The organism is Leclercia sp. 119287 (genome assembly GCF_009734485.1).
Taxonomy (GTDB): Bacteria; Pseudomonadota; Gammaproteobacteria; order Enterobacterales; family Enterobacteriaceae; genus Enterobacter; species Enterobacter adecarboxylatus_C.
Map to the genome: position 1 here is coordinate 3,155,698 of NZ_CP046445.1, position 16,933 is coordinate 3,172,630.

Consider the following 16,933-nt stretch of genomic DNA (forward strand, 5'->3'; position numbering starts at 1 on the left):
CTCCCCAAGGGGTGAGGGGGAGGAAATAATTAGCCTGCGCGAAGCAGCGTTTTTATCTTTTCGTTGCGGCAGAACTGACGCTTGATCTCCACCACCAGCGCATTCCGCGACAGCACGATCATCACCGCGAAGGCCAGCGCACCGGCTGTCACCTGCACCGCCAGCAGCGCCGCCAGCGGCAGTTGGCCGTTAAGGGCGATACCCAGGCCATAGCTCACCGCCAGCGTCGGCAGCGACAGGTAAAACGGCAGCCACAGGCTCAGGATGTACTGACGATAGCTGGAGCCCAACACCGGCTTAATCATCACGAAGTAGCTCAGCACGGTATTGATTATCTGCACCAGCAGGAAGCCCAGCGTTACCCCCATCGCGCCGGCCAGATGGCCGCCGATGACGATCGCCGGGATAAACAGGAATGTTTTAAACACATTGAATTTGAAGCTGATATCGACGCGGGCTTTGGCCATTAGCAGGGAACCAATCGGGTTACCAACCGAGCGCAGCAGCCCCACCACGCACAGCAGCTGCAGGATTGGCACAATGCTGACCCACTTTTCACCGAACACCAGCGGCACCAGATTTCCGGAAACCACCATCAGCCCCAGCAGAGTCGGGAAGTTAATGATCCCCACCACCGACAGCAGCTTGTAGAAGTTGATCCGCAACTTTTCAGTGTCGTCCTGAATTTTGGCAAAAGCCGGGAACAGCACGCGAGTGATGATCGGGTTAAGCTTCATTGGCGGCACCACCGCCACGTTGTACGCCAGGTTATAGCCCCCCGCCACGCTGGCCCCGAGAATGCGCGCCAGTACTAAAGTGGAAAGGTTGGTGTTGACGTAGTTAATGATGCTGTCGGCAGTCAGCCAGGCGCCGAAGCGCAGGTTGGACGATACCGAAGAGAGCGAAAAGTGGAAGCTAGGACGGTAAATCTTGCGGCCAAAGTAGCCGAACAGCAGGGTGCGTACGGCAGAGTTCACCAGATACCCGAGGATCGCGGTCATTGCCAGCGGCCAGAAATGGGCGCTGACCACGGTAAAGGTAAACCCGGCCAGCACCGCGCTGGTCTCGATCATGCCGATTTTGCTGAACTCCAGCTCCTTTTGCATCAGGGCGCGGAACTGCTGCCCATGGGGGATCACCACAAACGCAAACGACAGGGCGCGCATCAGCGGGGCCAGCTCCGGGTTATTCAGCGCGTCAGCAATAACATCACTGAGCAGGAAAAGTGCGACAAATACCAGCACCCCAAGGCCAACGTTCAGCCAGTAGAGGGTGGTCAGCTCCAGCTGGCTGATCTCCTTACGCTGAATAATCGAGTTGGCGATGCCGAAGTCTGACAGCGTATCGGCCAGAGCGATGATCACCAGCGAGACGGTCAACAGGCCAAACTGGTGGTTATCGATAATGCGCGCCAGCACCGTCATCTGCACCAGCCCGAGGCCGATGATGATCATCGTGGCGATAGCCGACCACTTTGCCCCGCTGAGGGTTTTTTCACGTAAGCTCATGTTAGTACGCCGCTTTATTCACGAAGCCCTTGAAGACGGTGAGAAAAACGATTTTGATATCGAACCAGAGGCTCCACTCACGGATGTACTCCAGATCGAACTCAATGCGTTTTTCCATCTTCTCCAGGGTGTCGGTTTCACCGCGCCAGCCGTTGATCTGCGCCCAGCCGGTGATGCCCGGTTTCACTTTATGGCGCAGCATGTAGCCTTCAATCAGGGCGCGATACTGCTCGTTATGTGCCACGGCGTGCGGACGCGGGCCGACAATCGACATGCCTCCGGTTAACACATTAATAAACTGCGGCAGTTCGTCGAGGGAGGTGCGGCGCAGGAAGTTACCGACGCGGGTGACGCGCGGATCGTTCTGCGTCGCCTGGGTCACCACCTCGTCATTTTCCATCACCTTCATGGAGCGGAATTTCCACACCATGATCGGCTTACCGTCCATGCCGTAACGGGTCTGGCGGAAGATCACCGGCCCTTTTGAGGTGAGTTTCACCGCCAGGGCAATGGCGCAGAGCACCGGGGAGATCAGCAGCAGGATCATCGAGGAGAGGACGATGTCCTCCGCGCGCTTCAACACCCGGTTGAGCCCGGAAAGCGGCGTGTCATACAGCGGCACCACCGGCACGCCGTTTACCTCTTCAATGCGGGAATGCAGGATGTTAAAGGTGAAGACATCGGGGATCAGGATCACCGAGCAGGTAGTATCCGCCAGTTTGCGCATCAGGGTTTTGATTCGGGCTTCGTCGCTCATCGGCATGGCGATGTAGACGTTGTGGATCTTGCCGGCTTTGGCATCGTCAATCAGCTGGGAATAATTACCGGCCCAGTCAGCAGAGACACCGCCGGGCTGCGCGTCGTGATAGACCCCGACCACGTCAAATCCCAGCCACGGCTCCTTGCGAAAGCCGTCAAGCAACGCCAGCCCGGCGGGCATACTCCCGGCCACCGCCACCCGACGGGTGTTGTAGCCGCGGTTGCGCAGCCAGCCCGCGCCGTAGCGGATAAGCGATCGGCAGACCACCATCCCCACGCTGGTGAGCAGGTACCAGGCAAAATAGGTGGCAAAGCGATTATCAAAGTCGTTGTTAAACGCCACCAGCCCGAAGCTGAAGACCAGGCTTAAGGTCCAGTTCTGCAACAGCAGCAGGAGCTCGGTGGCGATCTTGACGCCACGCCATGAACGGTAGAAGTCGGTCATCCCGCCGATCATCTGGAAGACCACCAGCGCGATCAGCGCCATCAGCAGGTGCATGTAGAGGAAAGGCAGCCCGCTGAGTTTACACACCATCCACAAGCCACCGAACATGATGGTGATATCAGAAAAACGCTGCACCATAGAGATTAACGATGCATTCGTTTTGGCTCGCTCGCGCTTTTTTAGATTTGTCATCGTTGTTCCTGTTTCAGGGTCCCCTCCCCCGTCGGGAGAGGGGCAAGGATTACTGATTCAACAGCGCCATAATGTCCTGCGTTCGCGCCGCCATCAGCGCCGCATCGGCGCGGGATTCCACGTTCAGGCGCACCACCGGCTCGGTATTCGACGAGCGTAAATTGAAGCGCCACTGGGGGAAGGTCATGCTGATGCCGTCGGTACGGTCGATCTCCAGCGCGTGCAGAGCAAAGTGGTTCTCCACCCGGGCAATCGCTTCGGCCGGGGCCGCGAGGGTGCTGTTGATCTCCCCGCTCGCCGGGAAGGCCGCCATGCGGTCACGCACCAGCTCACCCAGCGACTGGCCCTTCAGGCACAGCAGTTCGGTGACCAGCAGCCACGGGATCATCCCGCTGTCGCAGTAGGCAAAATCGCGGAAGTAGTGATGGGCGCTCATCTCGCCGCCGTAAATCGCGTCTTCTTCGCGCATCCGCTCTTTGATAAACGCATGGCCGGTCTTCGACATCACCGGTGTACCGCCCGCCGCCGCGACCACATCCACCGTATTCCAGGAGAGACGCGGGTCGTGAATAATGCGCGAGCCGGGGTTTTTCTCGAGGAAGGCTTCCGCCAGAAGGCCGACGATGTAATACCCCTCGATAAACTGCCCTTTCTCGTCGAACAGGAAGCAGCGGTCGAAATCGCCGTCAAAGGCAATGCCCATGTCCGCGCCGTGCTCAATTACCGCGTTGCGGGTGTCGGCCCGGCACTCCGGCAGCAGCGGGTTCGGAATACCGTTCGGGAAGGTACCGTCCGGGGTGTTGTGAACTTTGATGAAGGTGACAGGCACGTTAAGCGCCTTAAAGCGGGCTTCTAGGGCATCCACCACCGGGCCTGCCGCGCCGTTACCGGAGTTGATCACAAGCGTGAGCGGCTTGAGGTTCGCCAGATTGATGTAGCCCAGCAGGTGGTCGATATAGGCCTCACGCAGATCGATAGTTTTATAGCTGCCGCGCTTCGCCTCGTTCACCGGCGGGAAATCGTTGGCTTCCGCCAGACGCTGCACGTCGCGCAGGCCGGTGTCGCCGCTGATCGGACGAGCCCCTTCGCGCACCAGCTTCATGCCGTTGTAGTCCATCGGGTTATGGCTGGCGGTCACTTCGATCCCGCCGTCGACGCCTAAATGGAAGGTGGCAAAGTAGATCTCTTCGGTACCGGACAAACCGATGTCCAGCACGTCGACGCCCGCGTCCTGCAGCCCTTTCGCCAGCGCCAGCTTCAGGGATTCGCTGGTCAGACGCACGTCGCCGCCCAGCACAATGGTTTTTGGCTTTAAGTATTCGCCGTACGCGCGGCCAATGCGCCACGCAATGTCCTCATTCAGCTCTTCACCGAGCTTGCCGCGAATATCGTAGGCTTTAAAACAGGTTAATTTTTGCATCATTACCCCTTATTCAGGCAACAGTTGGCCCGACCCGGACAGGGCCAATTAAATTTTTATCTTTTCGTAGGCCCGGTAAGCGCAGCGCCACCGGGCAAATGCGTAAGCGCTATACGCGCCCGTAACGATCCTCAAAGCGGACAATATCGTCCTCTTCCAGGTACGAGCCGGAGCGCACTTCAATCAGGTCGAGCGGGATTTTCCCCGGGTTTTCCAGACAGTGGGTCGCGCCCAGTGGGATGTAGATCGATTCGTTTTCCCCCAGCAGCGTCACCACCTCGTCGATGGTCACTTTGGCGGTACCCGCCACCACCACCCAGTGCTCGGCGCGGTGATGGTGCATCTGCACCGAAAGCCCCTCGCCCGGTTTAACGGTGATGCGTTTGACCTGGTAGCGATCGCCCTCGTCGATGGAGTCGTATTTGCCCCATGGACGGTAGACTTCGCGGTGAATGTGGTGCTCATGGCGACCATCGGCCTTAATCTGCTCCACCACTTTTTTGACGTCCTGCACCGCGTTGCGATCGGCAATCAGCACCGCGTCTTTGGTCTGCACCACCACCAGATCTTTGACGCCGACGGTGGTCACCAGCCCGGATTCGGCATAAACGTAGCTGTTCTCGGTTTTATGGCTGATCACATCCCCGTGATGGACGTTACCTTCCGGGGTCTGGGCGCTGATCTCCCAGAGCGAGGACCAGGAGCCAACGTCGCTCCAGCCCGCATCCATCGGGACCACTACCGCATCAGCGGTACGTTCCATTACCGCATAATCCACCGACTCTTCCGGACAGGCGAGGAACGCGGCTTCATCGACGCGAATAAAGTCCAGATCCGGGTCGACGGTTGCCATGGCTTTTTCGCAGGCATCCAGGATATCCGGCCGGAACTTTGCCAGCTCTTCCAGATAACGACCGGCGCGGAACAGGAACATGCCGCTGTTCCAGTAATATTCACCGCTGGCGACGTAGGCCTGGGCGGTTTCCATATTCGGCTTTTCGACAAACTGCGCCACGTCAAAGGCCAGGCTCTCGCCCTCGCCCGGCGTGACGTTGCCGCGGCGAATATAGCCATAGCCGGTTTCCGGCAGATCTGGCACGATGCCGAAGGTCACCAGCTTGCCGCTTTCGGCATAGGGAATGGCTGAACGCACGGCATCGCGGAAGGCCTCTTCCTGCTGGATCACGTGATCCGCCGCTAGCACCAGCATCAGCGGATCGCAATCCGGGCTGCTGCGTTGCGCCGCCAGCGCCGCCAGGGCGATGGCCGGGGCGGTGTTGCGCCCGGCAGGCTCAAGAATGATGTTTTCGGTCAGCTTGTTCAGCTGACGCAGCTGCTCGGCGACGATAAAGCGGTGCTGTTCATTACAGATCACCACCGGGCTTTCACAATTCACGCCATTCAGACGGTTCACCGTCGTCTGCAGCATGGTGAGTTCCCCTTTCAGGCAGAGGAACTGTTTTGGATAGAGCACGCGGGAGAGCGGCCACAACCGGCTGCCAGAGCCACCTGCCATTACCACCGGGTACAACGTATTTTTACTCATGATTTATCCCCGAATATCTGCAATAAACTGGCTCAGCACGTTCTCTTTCTCGAGCGTGCGTTCGGCATAGTCACGGGCGACCCTGTTCTCTTTGGGCATCGTCAGCGCCTGTTCGATCCCGGCCACCAGCGCGGGCACCGACTCGGGCTCCACGCACACGGCGATCCCCGGCAGGGTGTCGCACAGCTGGCCCAGCTCGGTGTGGGCTTCGGCGGTGATCACGGCGTTGCCGCCTACCGCCAGAATGTTGGTCAGCTTTGAGGGCAGAACCGCATCCGCCGCGCCGCGCTTCTGCACCACCAGATGGCAGTCGGCCATCTTCAGCAGCGCCGGTAAGGCGTCGTAAGACTGCAGCGGGAAGAACTGAACATTCTGCAGGCCGCGCTCGCGGGCCATTTTCTCCAGCCGCGCTTTACCGCCCCCCTGGCCGACAATCACAAACTGCCAGGGCTTATCGCTGAGCGCTGCGGCGGCGTCGATGACGTTCTCCAGCCCCTGCTTCTCACCGATATTGCCGGAATAGAGCACAATCTTTTGCGCTTCAGCCAGACCCAACTGCGCGCGCAGCGCCGCCACGTCTTCAGGCGTGACGTCGCGAAAACGCGCCACTTCAGACCAGTTAGGGAAGAAGATCACCTTCTCCGCCGCCACGCCCTTCTCCTGCGCCTTGTTCATCATTGAGCGGGAGATGGTTGAGACATAATCCACGTTGTGCAGGCCGCTGCGCTCGAAGGCGCTGGCCAGTTTCGCGACTTTGCCGCCCTTGCCTTTGCCCGCCATGCCCAGACCGAGCATGGCGTCCACTTCATAATCCTGAATGTGCAGCAGGGTGCGGGCCCCGGAGAGTTTGCCCAGCAGGCGCATGCCCGGGGTACAAAACAGGGTCGGCACCACGCCGATAATGCGATCCGGCTTCCAGCGACGTTGCGCCATCAGCGGGAAGAAACTGCTCAGGGCAAAGCTGCCCAGGTGAATCAAACGCTTTAAGGTTGAGGGCTGCTTAGGCACGTACAGCGGGCAGCGCCAGACGGTGGCAGCCCCCTCTTCACGGCGGTAGCGCCAGCTTGAATAGCGCTCGCCCACTTTCCATTCCGGGTAGTAAGGCGGGGCCGTAATGACCCGCACCTCATGACCCTGGCTGGCCATCCATTCCACCATCTCGCCGGTATATTTGCCGATACCGGTGAGCTCCGGGGAGTAGTTAATGCCGTACACCAAAATTTTCATAAACCCGGCACCCCTGACCGATCCAGGAAGTAGGCCCGGCTGTTGTCATGTACGTTCTCGCTTGCCAGAAGCGCATCCGGTTTCAGCCAGCGGTAGTCGTCGTGCTGGGAATCAGGCAGACGCAGGTCTGCCTCATTCACCCGCAGGCGATAACCGATCACCACGTAGTGGGTGGTGAAACCGGTGCCGGAAAAGTTGTCGTCATAGAAGTGCTGCCAGACCCCGTAGAACTGCCCCGCCGTCATCGGCAGGCGCAGCCCCAGCTCCGCCTCAGTGAGACGCGCGAAAGCATTTTCCAGCGTCTCGTCTTTCTGCACCCGCCCCCCCGGCACGAACCAGTAGCCCTGCGCCGGACGGTTGGTACGCTGTCCGAGCAGGAACTCGCCCCGCTCGTTCTCCACAACCAGATCGATGGAGATCAGCGGCGTGGAACGCACCACAGTGGCAAAATCTTCCTGACTTAAAAACATATCTACCCCCGGAAGCGCTGCTGGTTTTCCAGGAACCACTGGTAAGTGCTGGCCAGCCCTGCGGCCAGCGTCACCTCATGGAACCAGCCCAGCTGATGCAGACGAGTCACATCCAGCAGCTTGCGCGGCGTGCCGTCGGGTTTGCTGGCATCGAAGGCCACGCGCCCCTTGTATCCCACCACCTGAGCGATGGTCTCGGCCAGCTCGCGAATGGTGCAGTCCACCCCGGTGCCGACGTTGATGTGCGACAGCATCGGCTCGGTGTTCTCCTGCCACACCTCGCGGGCCAGCTCCATCACGTGAATGCTGGCGGCAGCCATATCATCCACGTGCAGGAACTCGCGCATCGGCGTGCCGCTGCCCCACACCACCACTTCCGGCGCGTTGCTGACGGTCGCCTCGTGAAAACGACGCAGCAGCGCCGGGATCACGTGGGAGTTACTCGGGTGGAAGTTATCGTTCGGGCCGTACAGGTTGGTCGGCATCACCGAGCGATAGTCGCGACCGTACTGGCGATTATAGGATTCGCACAGCTTGATCCCGGCAATCTTGGCGATGGCGTAGGGCTCGTTGGTGGCTTCAAGAGTGCCCTGCAGCAGCTCGCTCTCGGCGATCGGCTGTTTCGCCATCTTCGGATAGATACAGGAGGATCCGAGGAACAGCAGCTTGTTCACGTTATGCAGATGCGCAGCGTGAATGATGTTGCTCTCGATCATCATGTTTTCGTAGATGAAGTCCGCCGGATAGGTATTGTTTGCAACAATACCGCCCACTTTTGCCGCCGCCAGATAGACCTGATCGATACGCTGTTCGGCAAAGAAGGCCTGTACCGCGCCCGCATCCAGCAGGTTCAGTTCATCACGGTTGCGCAGCACCAGTTCAACGTTGCCGCGCTGTTCCAGCTGGCGGACAATCGCGGAACCCACCATCCCGCGATGACCGGCAACAAAAATTCGTTGTTTGCTCATACTCAGGACTCCAGCGCGATGGCAACCTCGTAGCCATGGGACTTGAGCAGGGAGTGTTTCTTCGCCGCTTCAAGATCGTGGGCCACCATCTCTGACACCATCTCCTGGAGGGTGATTTCCGGCTTCCAGCCCAGTTTTTCGTGCGCTTTGCTTGGGTCGCCGAGCAGGGTTTCCACTTCAGCAGGACGGAAGTAGCGCGGGTCAACCTGGACAATCACATCGCCCGGCTTCACGCCCGGTGCGTCATGGCCGGTGACGGAAACGACGATACCTTTCTCTTCCACGCCGGTGCCTTCAAAGCGCAGTTTGATACCCAGCTGGGCTGCCGCCATCTCAACGAACTGACGTACGGAGTACTGCACGCCGGTGGCGATAACGAAGTCTTCTGGTTTTTCCTGCTGCAGCATCATCCACTGCATTTTCACGTAGTCTTTGGCATGGCCCCAGTCACGCAGGGAGTCCATGTTGCCGAGGTGCAGGCAGGATTCCAGACCCTGGGCAATGTTGGCGATAGCGCGGGTGATCTTACGGGTGACGAAGGTTTCGCCGCGGCGCGGGGATTCATGGTTGAACAGAATGCCGTTACAGGCGTAGATGCCGTAGGACTCACGGTAGTTCACGGTGATCCAGTAGGCGTACATTTTAGCCACGGCATACGGCGAGCGAGGGTAGAACGGGGTCGTCTCTTTCTGCGGGATCTCCTGCACCAGGCCATACAGCTCGGAGGTGGACGCCTGGTAGAAACGGGTTTTCTTCTCCAGACCAAGGAAGCGAATGGCTTCCAGCAGACGCAGGGTACCCATCGCATCCACGTCGGCGGTGTATTCCGGGGATTCGAAGGAGACCGCTACGTGGCTCATCGCGCCCAGGTTGTAGACCTCATCCGGCTGCACTTCCTGCAAAATACGGGTCAGGTTGGAGCTGTCGGTCAGGTCACCGTAGTGCAGGTGGAATTTCGGGTTTGCTGCATGCGGATCCTGGTAGATATGATCCACGCGCTCGGTGTTAAACGAGGAGGCACGACGTTTGATTCCGTGCACTTCGTAGCCTTTTTCCAGCAGGAGTTCCGCCAGATAAGAACCATCCTGTCCGGTAACGCCGGTGATGAGAGCGACTTTAGACATGTTTATTTTCTCCAGACTTATCAGAAGTTATTCAGTTTCAACGCGTTCGCGTATCGCCACTGCGGGATTGCCACGGCAAAGCTTATTTGCCGGTAGCGATTTAAAAACACTGCTGCGCGCACCTACAACGGTGCCATCGCCGATGGAAACGCCGGGCGCGACAAAGACGTCGGTCGCCAGCCAGCATTTCTCACCCAGGGTGATGGGCTGCGCATTAATATCAAAATGTTGACTCATATAATCGTGACTGCCGGTACAGAGATAACACTTCTGCGATACCACCGAATTGGCACCAATCGAAATATCACCCAGCGTATATAACACCGCGTCGTCGCCCACCCAGGCGTTATCCCCTAAGGTTAATTTCCACGGGTAGGTAATTTTTACCGACGGTCGAATCACTGCGTTTTTTCCGATTTTTGCGCCAAACAGGCGTAATAAAAAGGCGCGCCAGCGGTACATTATTTGTGGTGACCAGGCAAATAACGTTGCCTGCACTGCCCACCATAACTGCACCTTAATACCGCCTGCGCCACGAAAACCTTTTGGCACAGAGAAGCCACTTAATTCCTGCATTGTGTTTCCTTATATTCAGGCTTTGTTATATAAGGCTTTGGTTTTACCCGTCGTTTTCAGACGTAATAAATAAGATAATTCCGCGAGCACGCCCGGCATGCGCAATATCTGGCGCTGCACTTTTTTTGCATCCTGGCATAATTCAAGATTATTCGAGGTTGACACCCCGCCCATCGAAAATTCAGAGACCAGGCCCGGCAGTCGTTTAAACGGATAACCGGCTTTATACATTCTGGCGGTCAGGGCGTAATCTGACGAGACGCGATACTGCAGATCGTAGGGGTACGTTTTTAATCCACTCAGGGGAAAGAAAATCGCCTGATGGCTGGCCGGCAGGCTGTGGTAAATATACCAGCCCGGCTTCGCTGCCCTGCGGACTTTATTGCCGTCGCCAAAATCGAGTAAGGCGTCGCCCATGACCATGGCGTTACCCTGCACCCGGTTGAGCTGGCGTACAAACTGCGCCACGTCGTCATGAAAAATATCGCCGGAGTTAAGGAAGATAGCGTAGCGCCCCTGGGCCATATCGATGCCTTTATTCATCGCATCGTAGATACCGCGGTCCTTCTCGCTGACGTAACGTAAGTTGAACTCCCCGTTCAGTTTTTCGAGAAACTCCGCCGTGCCGTCGTTCGAACCGCCATCCACCACAATCCATTCAAAGCTGAGGCTGGGATCGCGGGCCAGATTGCGCAGCGACCGCCAGGTTTTTACCACGCCGTCAAGGTTACGGAAGGCAACAGTAATAACGCTGAGTAACATAAACCACCTCGTTATGAATGCGTAATATTAAGCGCCTTGCGCAAAATAAACGGGCAAACAATTAAGAATGCGTACTCCGGGCTAAATATTGACCCGGTAAAAAACAGCGACACCGGCGTAAAAAGATAAAGCTGTACGCGAAAATTCTGATTATCACCAAAGGCGCTGATCGTCATTTTGAAAACTTTGAACAGATACCACGCCGTTAATAACACTGCGAACCAGGAAAAATAAATAATCAGCAGATACAAGCCATTGTCTATGGTTTTTCCGACATCCGCACCGTTAAAGATTCCGAATGATGCGACATATTCATAAAGTGAGCCAAATCTGACAACGCCATCAATATGGGTTAAAGAGTAACCCACCATCACCAGTGGACCGATAATACGGTAATAGGATGACGATCCTTCGGTTCCTAAATCACCCAGACGCTCGGAAATATACGGGAAGGCGAATACCACCCCGACCAGAAACACTGACAATGAAATGATCGCCAAAGGTAACTTTTTCTTGATGGCCTCTTTATTCAGATACTGGAACGCCCACTCCAGGAGGTAAAAAAGAATAAAGGTCATTACCCCGGAGAACGATCCAGACAGGACTATTCCTGCAAGAATCATAGCATCGCTCTTGGGCGTTTTGATACCAAACTGTTTGATGCTGAGCCAAATTGAGATTAACGCCAGAGCGAAGAATGCCGGTTCGAAATAGAGTGCCGTGGTACGCTTGCCGCCAAATTTAATGAAATTCAGTACATAGCTATTACTGTAAATAAGATATTTCGAAATTATTTCCATCAGGCTACTGCCGCCCGTCAAAATAATTTGCGCCATCTCCAGCGCCGCTATCATAACAATGATGCCGATGACCAGATAAAAGAACCTGAGGATCTTCCGATAATTGTGCGGCGAGATAGTTTTAAAACGAATACTCCACACCATCCCGATAATGATCACGATATAGACGAACAGCATGGTAGAGGTGACATATTTGCTGGCGTCCAGCGACTGACCAAAGATGTAGTTAAAGGCCGTCAGCCCGACGCCCAATCCCAGCGCAATCATCAACTTTTTCACGCTAATCTTGTCGACGAACAGCAACAGCAGCAGCGGTAAAAAAGTGACGATGGTGATGGGGAAGCTCTCACCCAACTGGGCAATTTTGACGTTGACCAGCAGGTAGATCAGCGGCAGCAGCAGATAGCTACAGATTCTGATAGAACGAGACATACTCCTCCAGCATCTGTTGTCCACTGTAGGCCTGGCGGCTGCGGGTGCGGAACGATTCCAGGTCAGTGCCAAAAACCGCCTGGGCGATCTCCGCCTTCGACAGCTGCACCAGCGGCAGCACCTCGTTTTCACTGAAGGTTTTGCCCCCTGATTTTTCCAGCACTTCCCGGGCGGCGTCACTGTGGGTAGCGATCACCGGCACCCCGATGGAGAGCGCCTCGCACAGGATCAGCGGGTAGTTATCAACCCGGGAACTGAACACCAGCGCGTCCATACCGTTCAGGGCGCTCATCAGCTTGCGCTTGTCGGTTTCGAAGCCGTGGTTGATCACGTTGGCGCCGTCAAAGGGCGAAAACTTGCCGAAGGTGTGCAGTTCGACCTTATCGCCAAGGGCCATGATCTGGCGCACCAGCTGCTGGTTGGTTTTGCCGTCGTAGCGCAGGTCGTGGGCCACCACCGCGATTTTCGGTTTGCCCGGCGTGACGGCGACCGGCGTCAGCTCCGCCAGAATGGCTTCCGTCGCCACGTCGATACCGTTGTTGATGATGCGGCAGCGCCCTGCCCCGTACAGGCTGTTAAAGGCGTCGGCCACATGCTGGCTGGGGGAGATAAACTGGCAGCCGAGCGCCAGCATGTCACGGAACAGCTGGCGTTTACCCGCCACCAGCTGGTGGGCGCGATCCACTTTCACCGGGGGATAGTTGCCGAGCGTCGGGCACTTCTGGCAATTGTCTTTCCAGCCTTCGCAGCCGTCGGTAAAGGCACAGCGGCCGGTGACGCTCCAGTGATCGTGCAGGGTCCAGACGAAGGTGGTATCGGGCTTATGCGCCTGCACCTTTTGACAGAAGGCCACCACCTCCTCCAGCTTCAACCAGTAGCTGTGCAGCACGTGGAAATGCAGTACTACCGGGCCCGGCGTGCGGGTCACGGTGCGATACAGGTTATTAAGGTTGCCGAAAAGATCGCGGTTAAACAGACGGAACAGCGCAATATTCGCTACCGAGGTCAGCCGCGGGGTGTGTTTCACCACCTGCGGGTAGCGGTCGTGGCTGACGCTCTTCTTGCCGCCCTTGCCGTAGCCGTAGATAAAGCGCGACTGGAGCCCTTTTTGCAGCGCGCGCTGGTGCAGATCCAGCGCCACCCCTGCCGCCCCGCCCTCGGCGAGACGCACGTTAAATTGCAGAATATTCATTTGATCACCTTCACCCGGGCCTTCTCGCCCACCACCAGCGCGTTGTCCGGGATGCTGTCGAGCACCACGCTTCCCGCTCCCACGGTGACGTTATTGCCCACGGTGATATCGCCGATCATCACTACGTTGGCGCCCAGCTCAACGTTATTGCCGATCACCGGGCAGGCCAGGCTGTCCGGGCCGCGGTTGCCGAGGGTTACGCCGTGACGGATGGTAAAATCATCCCCGGCGACCACGAACTTATTGATCACCACGGCATAGCCGTGGTGAATGGTAAAGCGCCGTCCGATGGTGGCCGCGGCCTGGATTTCGTAGCCGAAGAAGCACTCGGTGATGATGCGGTACAGCACCAGCACCGGGGCCGCCCACAGATTGTTGAGGACGTTCTTTTTGCGCCAGACGGAGCAGAAATGTGCCACCCGATAGGCCAGCACCATGCAGCAGGGGCGCAGGCTCCAGCTGTTTGCGCGACAATCTTCCAGCACCATTATTTCCCCCGCAGTCCGTCAGCCAGGCGCTTGCCGTTACGCACCGAGATCAGCGTCAGCAGCGTGCGCCAGTTCATGCGCTTGTTGCGGATCTGATACAGGGTAAACAGCTGATACTTACGGCTGGCGCGGTCGAACTTGTCCCGGTGCTTGCGGTAGAAGTGGAAGTAGCCGGAGAACTTTTTCGGCGAGGAGGTGATCTGCATCTCCCCGTGGTTGATGTGCAGGATCTGCGTCGCCTCGTCCACCTTCCAGGGCTCGCCATATTCCATCACCATCCGCAGGAAGATGTCGTAGTCCTGGGCGGCCTTTAGTTCGGTATCGAACAGGCACTCCTTAAAGCGCCATGCCCAGGTAAAGACCTGATTGCCGATGATGTTGCGCTTGTAGAACAGCTGGCGCGAGTATGGCGATTTCGGGTAGAGCGGCAGGCTGGCGGGCTGGGAGTAGACCTCCCCTTCGCAGACATAGTCGTTGGCATAGAGGAACGCATGGGTCACCAGATGGTGCTGATGCGCCAGGAAGGTAGAGAGCCGGTTCGGCGTCCATTCGTCGTCATCGTCAATGCCGGTCAGGTACTGGCCGTTGGCCTGTAGGATCGCCTGGTTGCGTACCGCACAGGCGCCAGAGTTGATGGCGTTGTGGGTATAGACCACGCGCGGATCGTTGAGGTCAGTGACAAACTGCTGCAGCTGTTCCCAGGAGGAGGAGCAGTCGTCAACGATGATCAATTCCCAGTGGTCGTAATCCTGGCGCAATACCGACTTTATCGCACGGATCGCCAGCTGCTGACGGTTCCATGTCGGCATATAAATAGAAATCAAAGGGCGTGGTGTCATGGTATTCCCCGAATGGCTCATTACTTGCTGTCCGATTTATATTCGTACTCGTAATATCCGTAATCCTGATACCCGGTAGCGCGGCGGAAGATGGAGTTGAGGATCACCCCTTTCACCGCAATGCCGTTCTGCTCAAAGCGGCTGAGGCTGGTCTCGACCTCTTTCAGGGTGTTCACCGCATAACGCGCCACCATCAGAGTGGTACCCGCGTGGCGACCAACAATCGCCGCATCGGTCACCGCAAGGATTGGTGGGGTATCGATCAGCACCAGGTCATAATTCTCGCTGGCCCATTTCACCAGCTGGGTGAAACGCTCGCTCATCAGCAGTTCCGACGGGTTCGGTGGCACCTGCCCACGCGAGACGAGGTCAAAGTTAGGGATGGAGGTCGGTTTCGCGCACTGGCTGATATCCCCCTTGCCAAGCAGGATGTCCGACAGCCCGTTTACGTTGTTGGTGCCCAGCAGTTCGTGGGTGTAGCCCTTACGCATATCGCAGTCGATCAACAGCACACGCTTGTTGGTCTGACTGACCACCGCCGCCAGGTTGGCGCAGACGAAGGTTTTACCGATCGACGGGCTGACCCCCGAGAGCATCAGCACATTATTGCTGGCCTGCATCATGGCGAAGTGCAGGCTGGTGCGCAGGCTACGAATGGCTTCGATGGCCAGATCCGTCGGGTTACCCACCGCCAGCAGCTGGCTCTGTTTGTAACGTTTAACCCCGTTCGTGGTTTTGACGTTGTCACGGGTTTTCTGCCATTCCGACAGAGGGATGCTGGCGTAGACATTGATGCCGTGCTCTTCCAGCACCTGCGGGCTTTCGATCCCACGGTTAAACAGGGAGCGCAGCAGGACCCCAACGATAGAGAGCATCAGGCCGAGAATGATGCTGCCGAGAATAATCAGCGCCTTCTTCGGCTTCAGCACGCCGGGCTGGGTGATGGCCGGATCGACAATCCGCACGTCGCCAACGGTGCTCGCTTCGGTGATCTTTAGCTCCTGCTGTTTGTTCAGCAGCTGCATATAGACCTGCTGACCGGACTCCACGTCGCGGGTCAGACGCAGGATCTCCTGCTGGGTTTTTGGCATCGCGGTGACGCGACCGTTGAGCTTCGCTTTTTCCTCTTCCAGCGTCTGGCGTTTTTCCAGCAGCGTGCGGTAGGCAGGGTGACGTTTGGTGTAGAGTTTGGAAATTTCCGCCTCTTTAAAGGTCAGCTCGTTGAGCTGGGCGTCGATGTTGACCATCGAATCCAGCACTGACTTCGCCTCCAGCGGCAGGTCGACGGAATCTTTATCCTGGCGGAAGGCGTTGAGCTTGTTCTCGGCCTCATCCAGATGACCGCGCACCTCCGGGAGCTGTTTGGCAAGGAAGTCGAGACTTTTTGACGCCTCTTCCGACTTGCGCTTCACGTTTTGTGCCTGGTAGTTGCGGGTGATGCTGTTGAGAATGTCGCGGATCTTATCCTTGTCTTCCCCGGTAAAGTTCAGCCTCAGCACCCCGGTATCTTTCCCGGTTTCGGTGACCGTCAGGTTGCCCTGCAGGTTATTGATCATCCCCAGCATTGAGAATTTGCTGACGGTAAATTCGCTGCCGCTCTCGGCATGAATGGCGCTTACCATCATGCTCACGCCGTCTTTCGTCAACATTTCACCCACCTTGCCGCGGGCGCTAAACCCGGCGTCGCTGGTGAGCTGATACTGATCTTTGCCCAGCACCTCAAGGGTGAAGACCTGGCTGGCCCCCCCGGCTGGCAGCGTAAAGGTGGTCACTTTGACGGTATCGTTCTGACGGCCCATCAGCCGATCCCAGCCTGCGCCAAACACCGGGAAGGTGTTTTTGCTGACGCCGATATCGAGATCCAGATCGTCCAAGGTTTTACCCAACACCAGGCGGGACTGAATCAGCTCGATTTCCGCCTGCGAGGCGGGCGGCTTGTTCGCCAGCGCCGAACCAATGTCCTGCACCAGCGAACTGCCGCTGTTCTGCTCAATTTGCACCAGCGCGTCGGCGCTGTAGATCGGGGTGGCAAAGAGGGTGTAAATCACCGCCGCAACGGCAAATACCGCGGTGATCCCTATCACCCACCAGCGCGCCTCAACCACGGTGCCGATCAGACGACCAATATCAATTTCATCACTGCCCGCACTCGGGGCGGCAGAAGGTTTTACGTTTGCTGTCATTA

15 protein-coding genes are annotated in these 16,933 nt (G+C 57.3%); all 15 read right to left on the bottom strand.

Annotation, left to right across the window (positions count from 1 at the left end; translation table 11 throughout):
- Positions 1–29: 29 nt before the first annotated feature.
- The 15 genes from wzxC to wzc all read right to left on the bottom strand — a co-directional run bounded on the left by wzxC (position 30) and on the right by wzc (position 16,931).
- Positions 30–1,508 (bottom strand): colanic acid undecaprenyl disphosphate flippase WzxC, encoded by a 1,479-nt coding sequence (gene wzxC / locus GNG27_RS15310; protein ID WP_156264202.1) that lies wholly within the window; start codon positions 1,506–1,508, stop codon positions 30–32.
- 1 nt (position 1,509) lies between these two features.
- Positions 1,510–2,904, bottom strand: a complete 1,395-nt coding sequence (gene wcaJ, locus GNG27_RS15315; RefSeq protein ID WP_142486375.1) for an undecaprenyl-phosphate glucose phosphotransferase — start codon at positions 2,902–2,904, stop codon at positions 1,510–1,512.
- Positions 2,905–2,953: 49 nt separating this feature from the next.
- The gene (gene cpsG / locus GNG27_RS15320) at positions 2,954–4,324 is read right to left on the bottom strand and encodes a colanic acid biosynthesis phosphomannomutase CpsG (protein WP_156264203.1); all 1,371 of its coding nucleotides are present in this window, start codon (positions 4,322–4,324) and stop codon (positions 2,954–2,956) included.
- A gap of 109 nt (positions 4,325–4,433) precedes the next feature.
- Positions 4,434–5,870 (bottom strand): mannose-1-phosphate guanyltransferase, encoded by a 1,437-nt coding sequence (gene cpsB / locus GNG27_RS15325; protein WP_156264204.1) that lies wholly within the window; start codon positions 5,868–5,870, stop codon positions 4,434–4,436.
- A 3-nt stretch (positions 5,871–5,873) separates the two neighbouring features.
- Positions 5,874–7,097: a colanic acid biosynthesis fucosyltransferase WcaI gene (wcaI, locus tag GNG27_RS15330; RefSeq protein WP_156264205.1), complete on the bottom strand. Its 1,224-nt coding sequence runs from the start codon at positions 7,095–7,097 to the stop codon at positions 5,874–5,876.
- On the bottom strand, positions 7,094–7,567 hold the full coding sequence (locus GNG27_RS15335; protein ID WP_156264206.1) for a GDP-mannose mannosyl hydrolase: 474 nt from the start codon (positions 7,565–7,567) through the stop codon (positions 7,094–7,096). Before GNG27_RS15335 ends, wcaI begins: the two co-directional genes overlap by 4 nt.
- A 2-nt stretch (positions 7,568–7,569) precedes the next feature.
- Positions 7,570–8,535: a GDP-L-fucose synthase gene (locus tag GNG27_RS15340; protein WP_142486380.1), complete on the bottom strand. Its 966-nt coding sequence runs from the start codon at positions 8,533–8,535 to the stop codon at positions 7,570–7,572.
- Between the two features lie 2 nt (positions 8,536–8,537).
- Positions 8,538–9,659 (bottom strand): GDP-mannose 4,6-dehydratase, encoded by a 1,122-nt coding sequence (gene gmd / locus GNG27_RS15345; protein WP_106993498.1) that lies wholly within the window; start codon positions 9,657–9,659, stop codon positions 8,538–8,540.
- Between the two features lie 27 nt (positions 9,660–9,686).
- Positions 9,687–10,235, bottom strand: coding sequence for a colanic acid biosynthesis acetyltransferase WcaF (gene wcaF, locus GNG27_RS15350; protein ID WP_156264207.1), 549 nt, complete (start codon positions 10,233–10,235; stop codon positions 9,687–9,689).
- A gap of 15 nt (positions 10,236–10,250) precedes the next feature.
- A complete protein-coding gene (wcaE, locus tag GNG27_RS15355) occupies positions 10,251–10,997 on the bottom strand; it encodes a colanic acid biosynthesis glycosyltransferase WcaE (protein WP_142486382.1) in 747 nt (248 codons plus the stop codon).
- A gap of 11 nt (positions 10,998–11,008) precedes the next feature.
- Positions 11,009–12,229 carry a colanic acid polymerase WcaD gene (gene wcaD, locus GNG27_RS15360; protein ID WP_142486383.1) on the bottom strand — a complete coding sequence of 407 codons (1,221 nt, stop codon included), beginning with the start codon at positions 12,227–12,229 and terminating at the stop codon, positions 11,009–11,011.
- Positions 12,204–13,421 carry a colanic acid biosynthesis glycosyltransferase WcaC gene (wcaC, locus tag GNG27_RS15365; protein ID WP_156264208.1) on the bottom strand — a complete coding sequence of 406 codons (1,218 nt, stop codon included), beginning with the start codon at positions 13,419–13,421 and terminating at the stop codon, positions 12,204–12,206. The genes wcaD and wcaC overlap by 26 nt, the downstream gene beginning before the upstream one ends.
- Positions 13,418–13,906: a colanic acid biosynthesis acetyltransferase WcaB gene (wcaB, locus tag GNG27_RS15370; protein ID WP_142490002.1), complete on the bottom strand. Its 489-nt coding sequence runs from the start codon at positions 13,904–13,906 to the stop codon at positions 13,418–13,420. The genes wcaC and wcaB overlap by 4 nt, the downstream gene beginning before the upstream one ends.
- Before the next feature lie 2 nt (positions 13,907–13,908).
- On the bottom strand, positions 13,909–14,748 hold the full coding sequence (gene wcaA / locus GNG27_RS15375; protein ID WP_142486385.1) for a colanic acid biosynthesis glycosyltransferase WcaA: 840 nt from the start codon (positions 14,746–14,748) through the stop codon (positions 13,909–13,911).
- 20 nt (positions 14,749–14,768) lie between these two features.
- Entirely contained in the window at positions 14,769–16,931 is a 2,163-nt protein-coding gene (gene wzc / locus GNG27_RS15380; RefSeq protein ID WP_156264209.1) for a tyrosine-protein kinase Wzc, read from the bottom strand.
- Positions 16,932–16,933 lie beyond the last annotated feature (2 nt).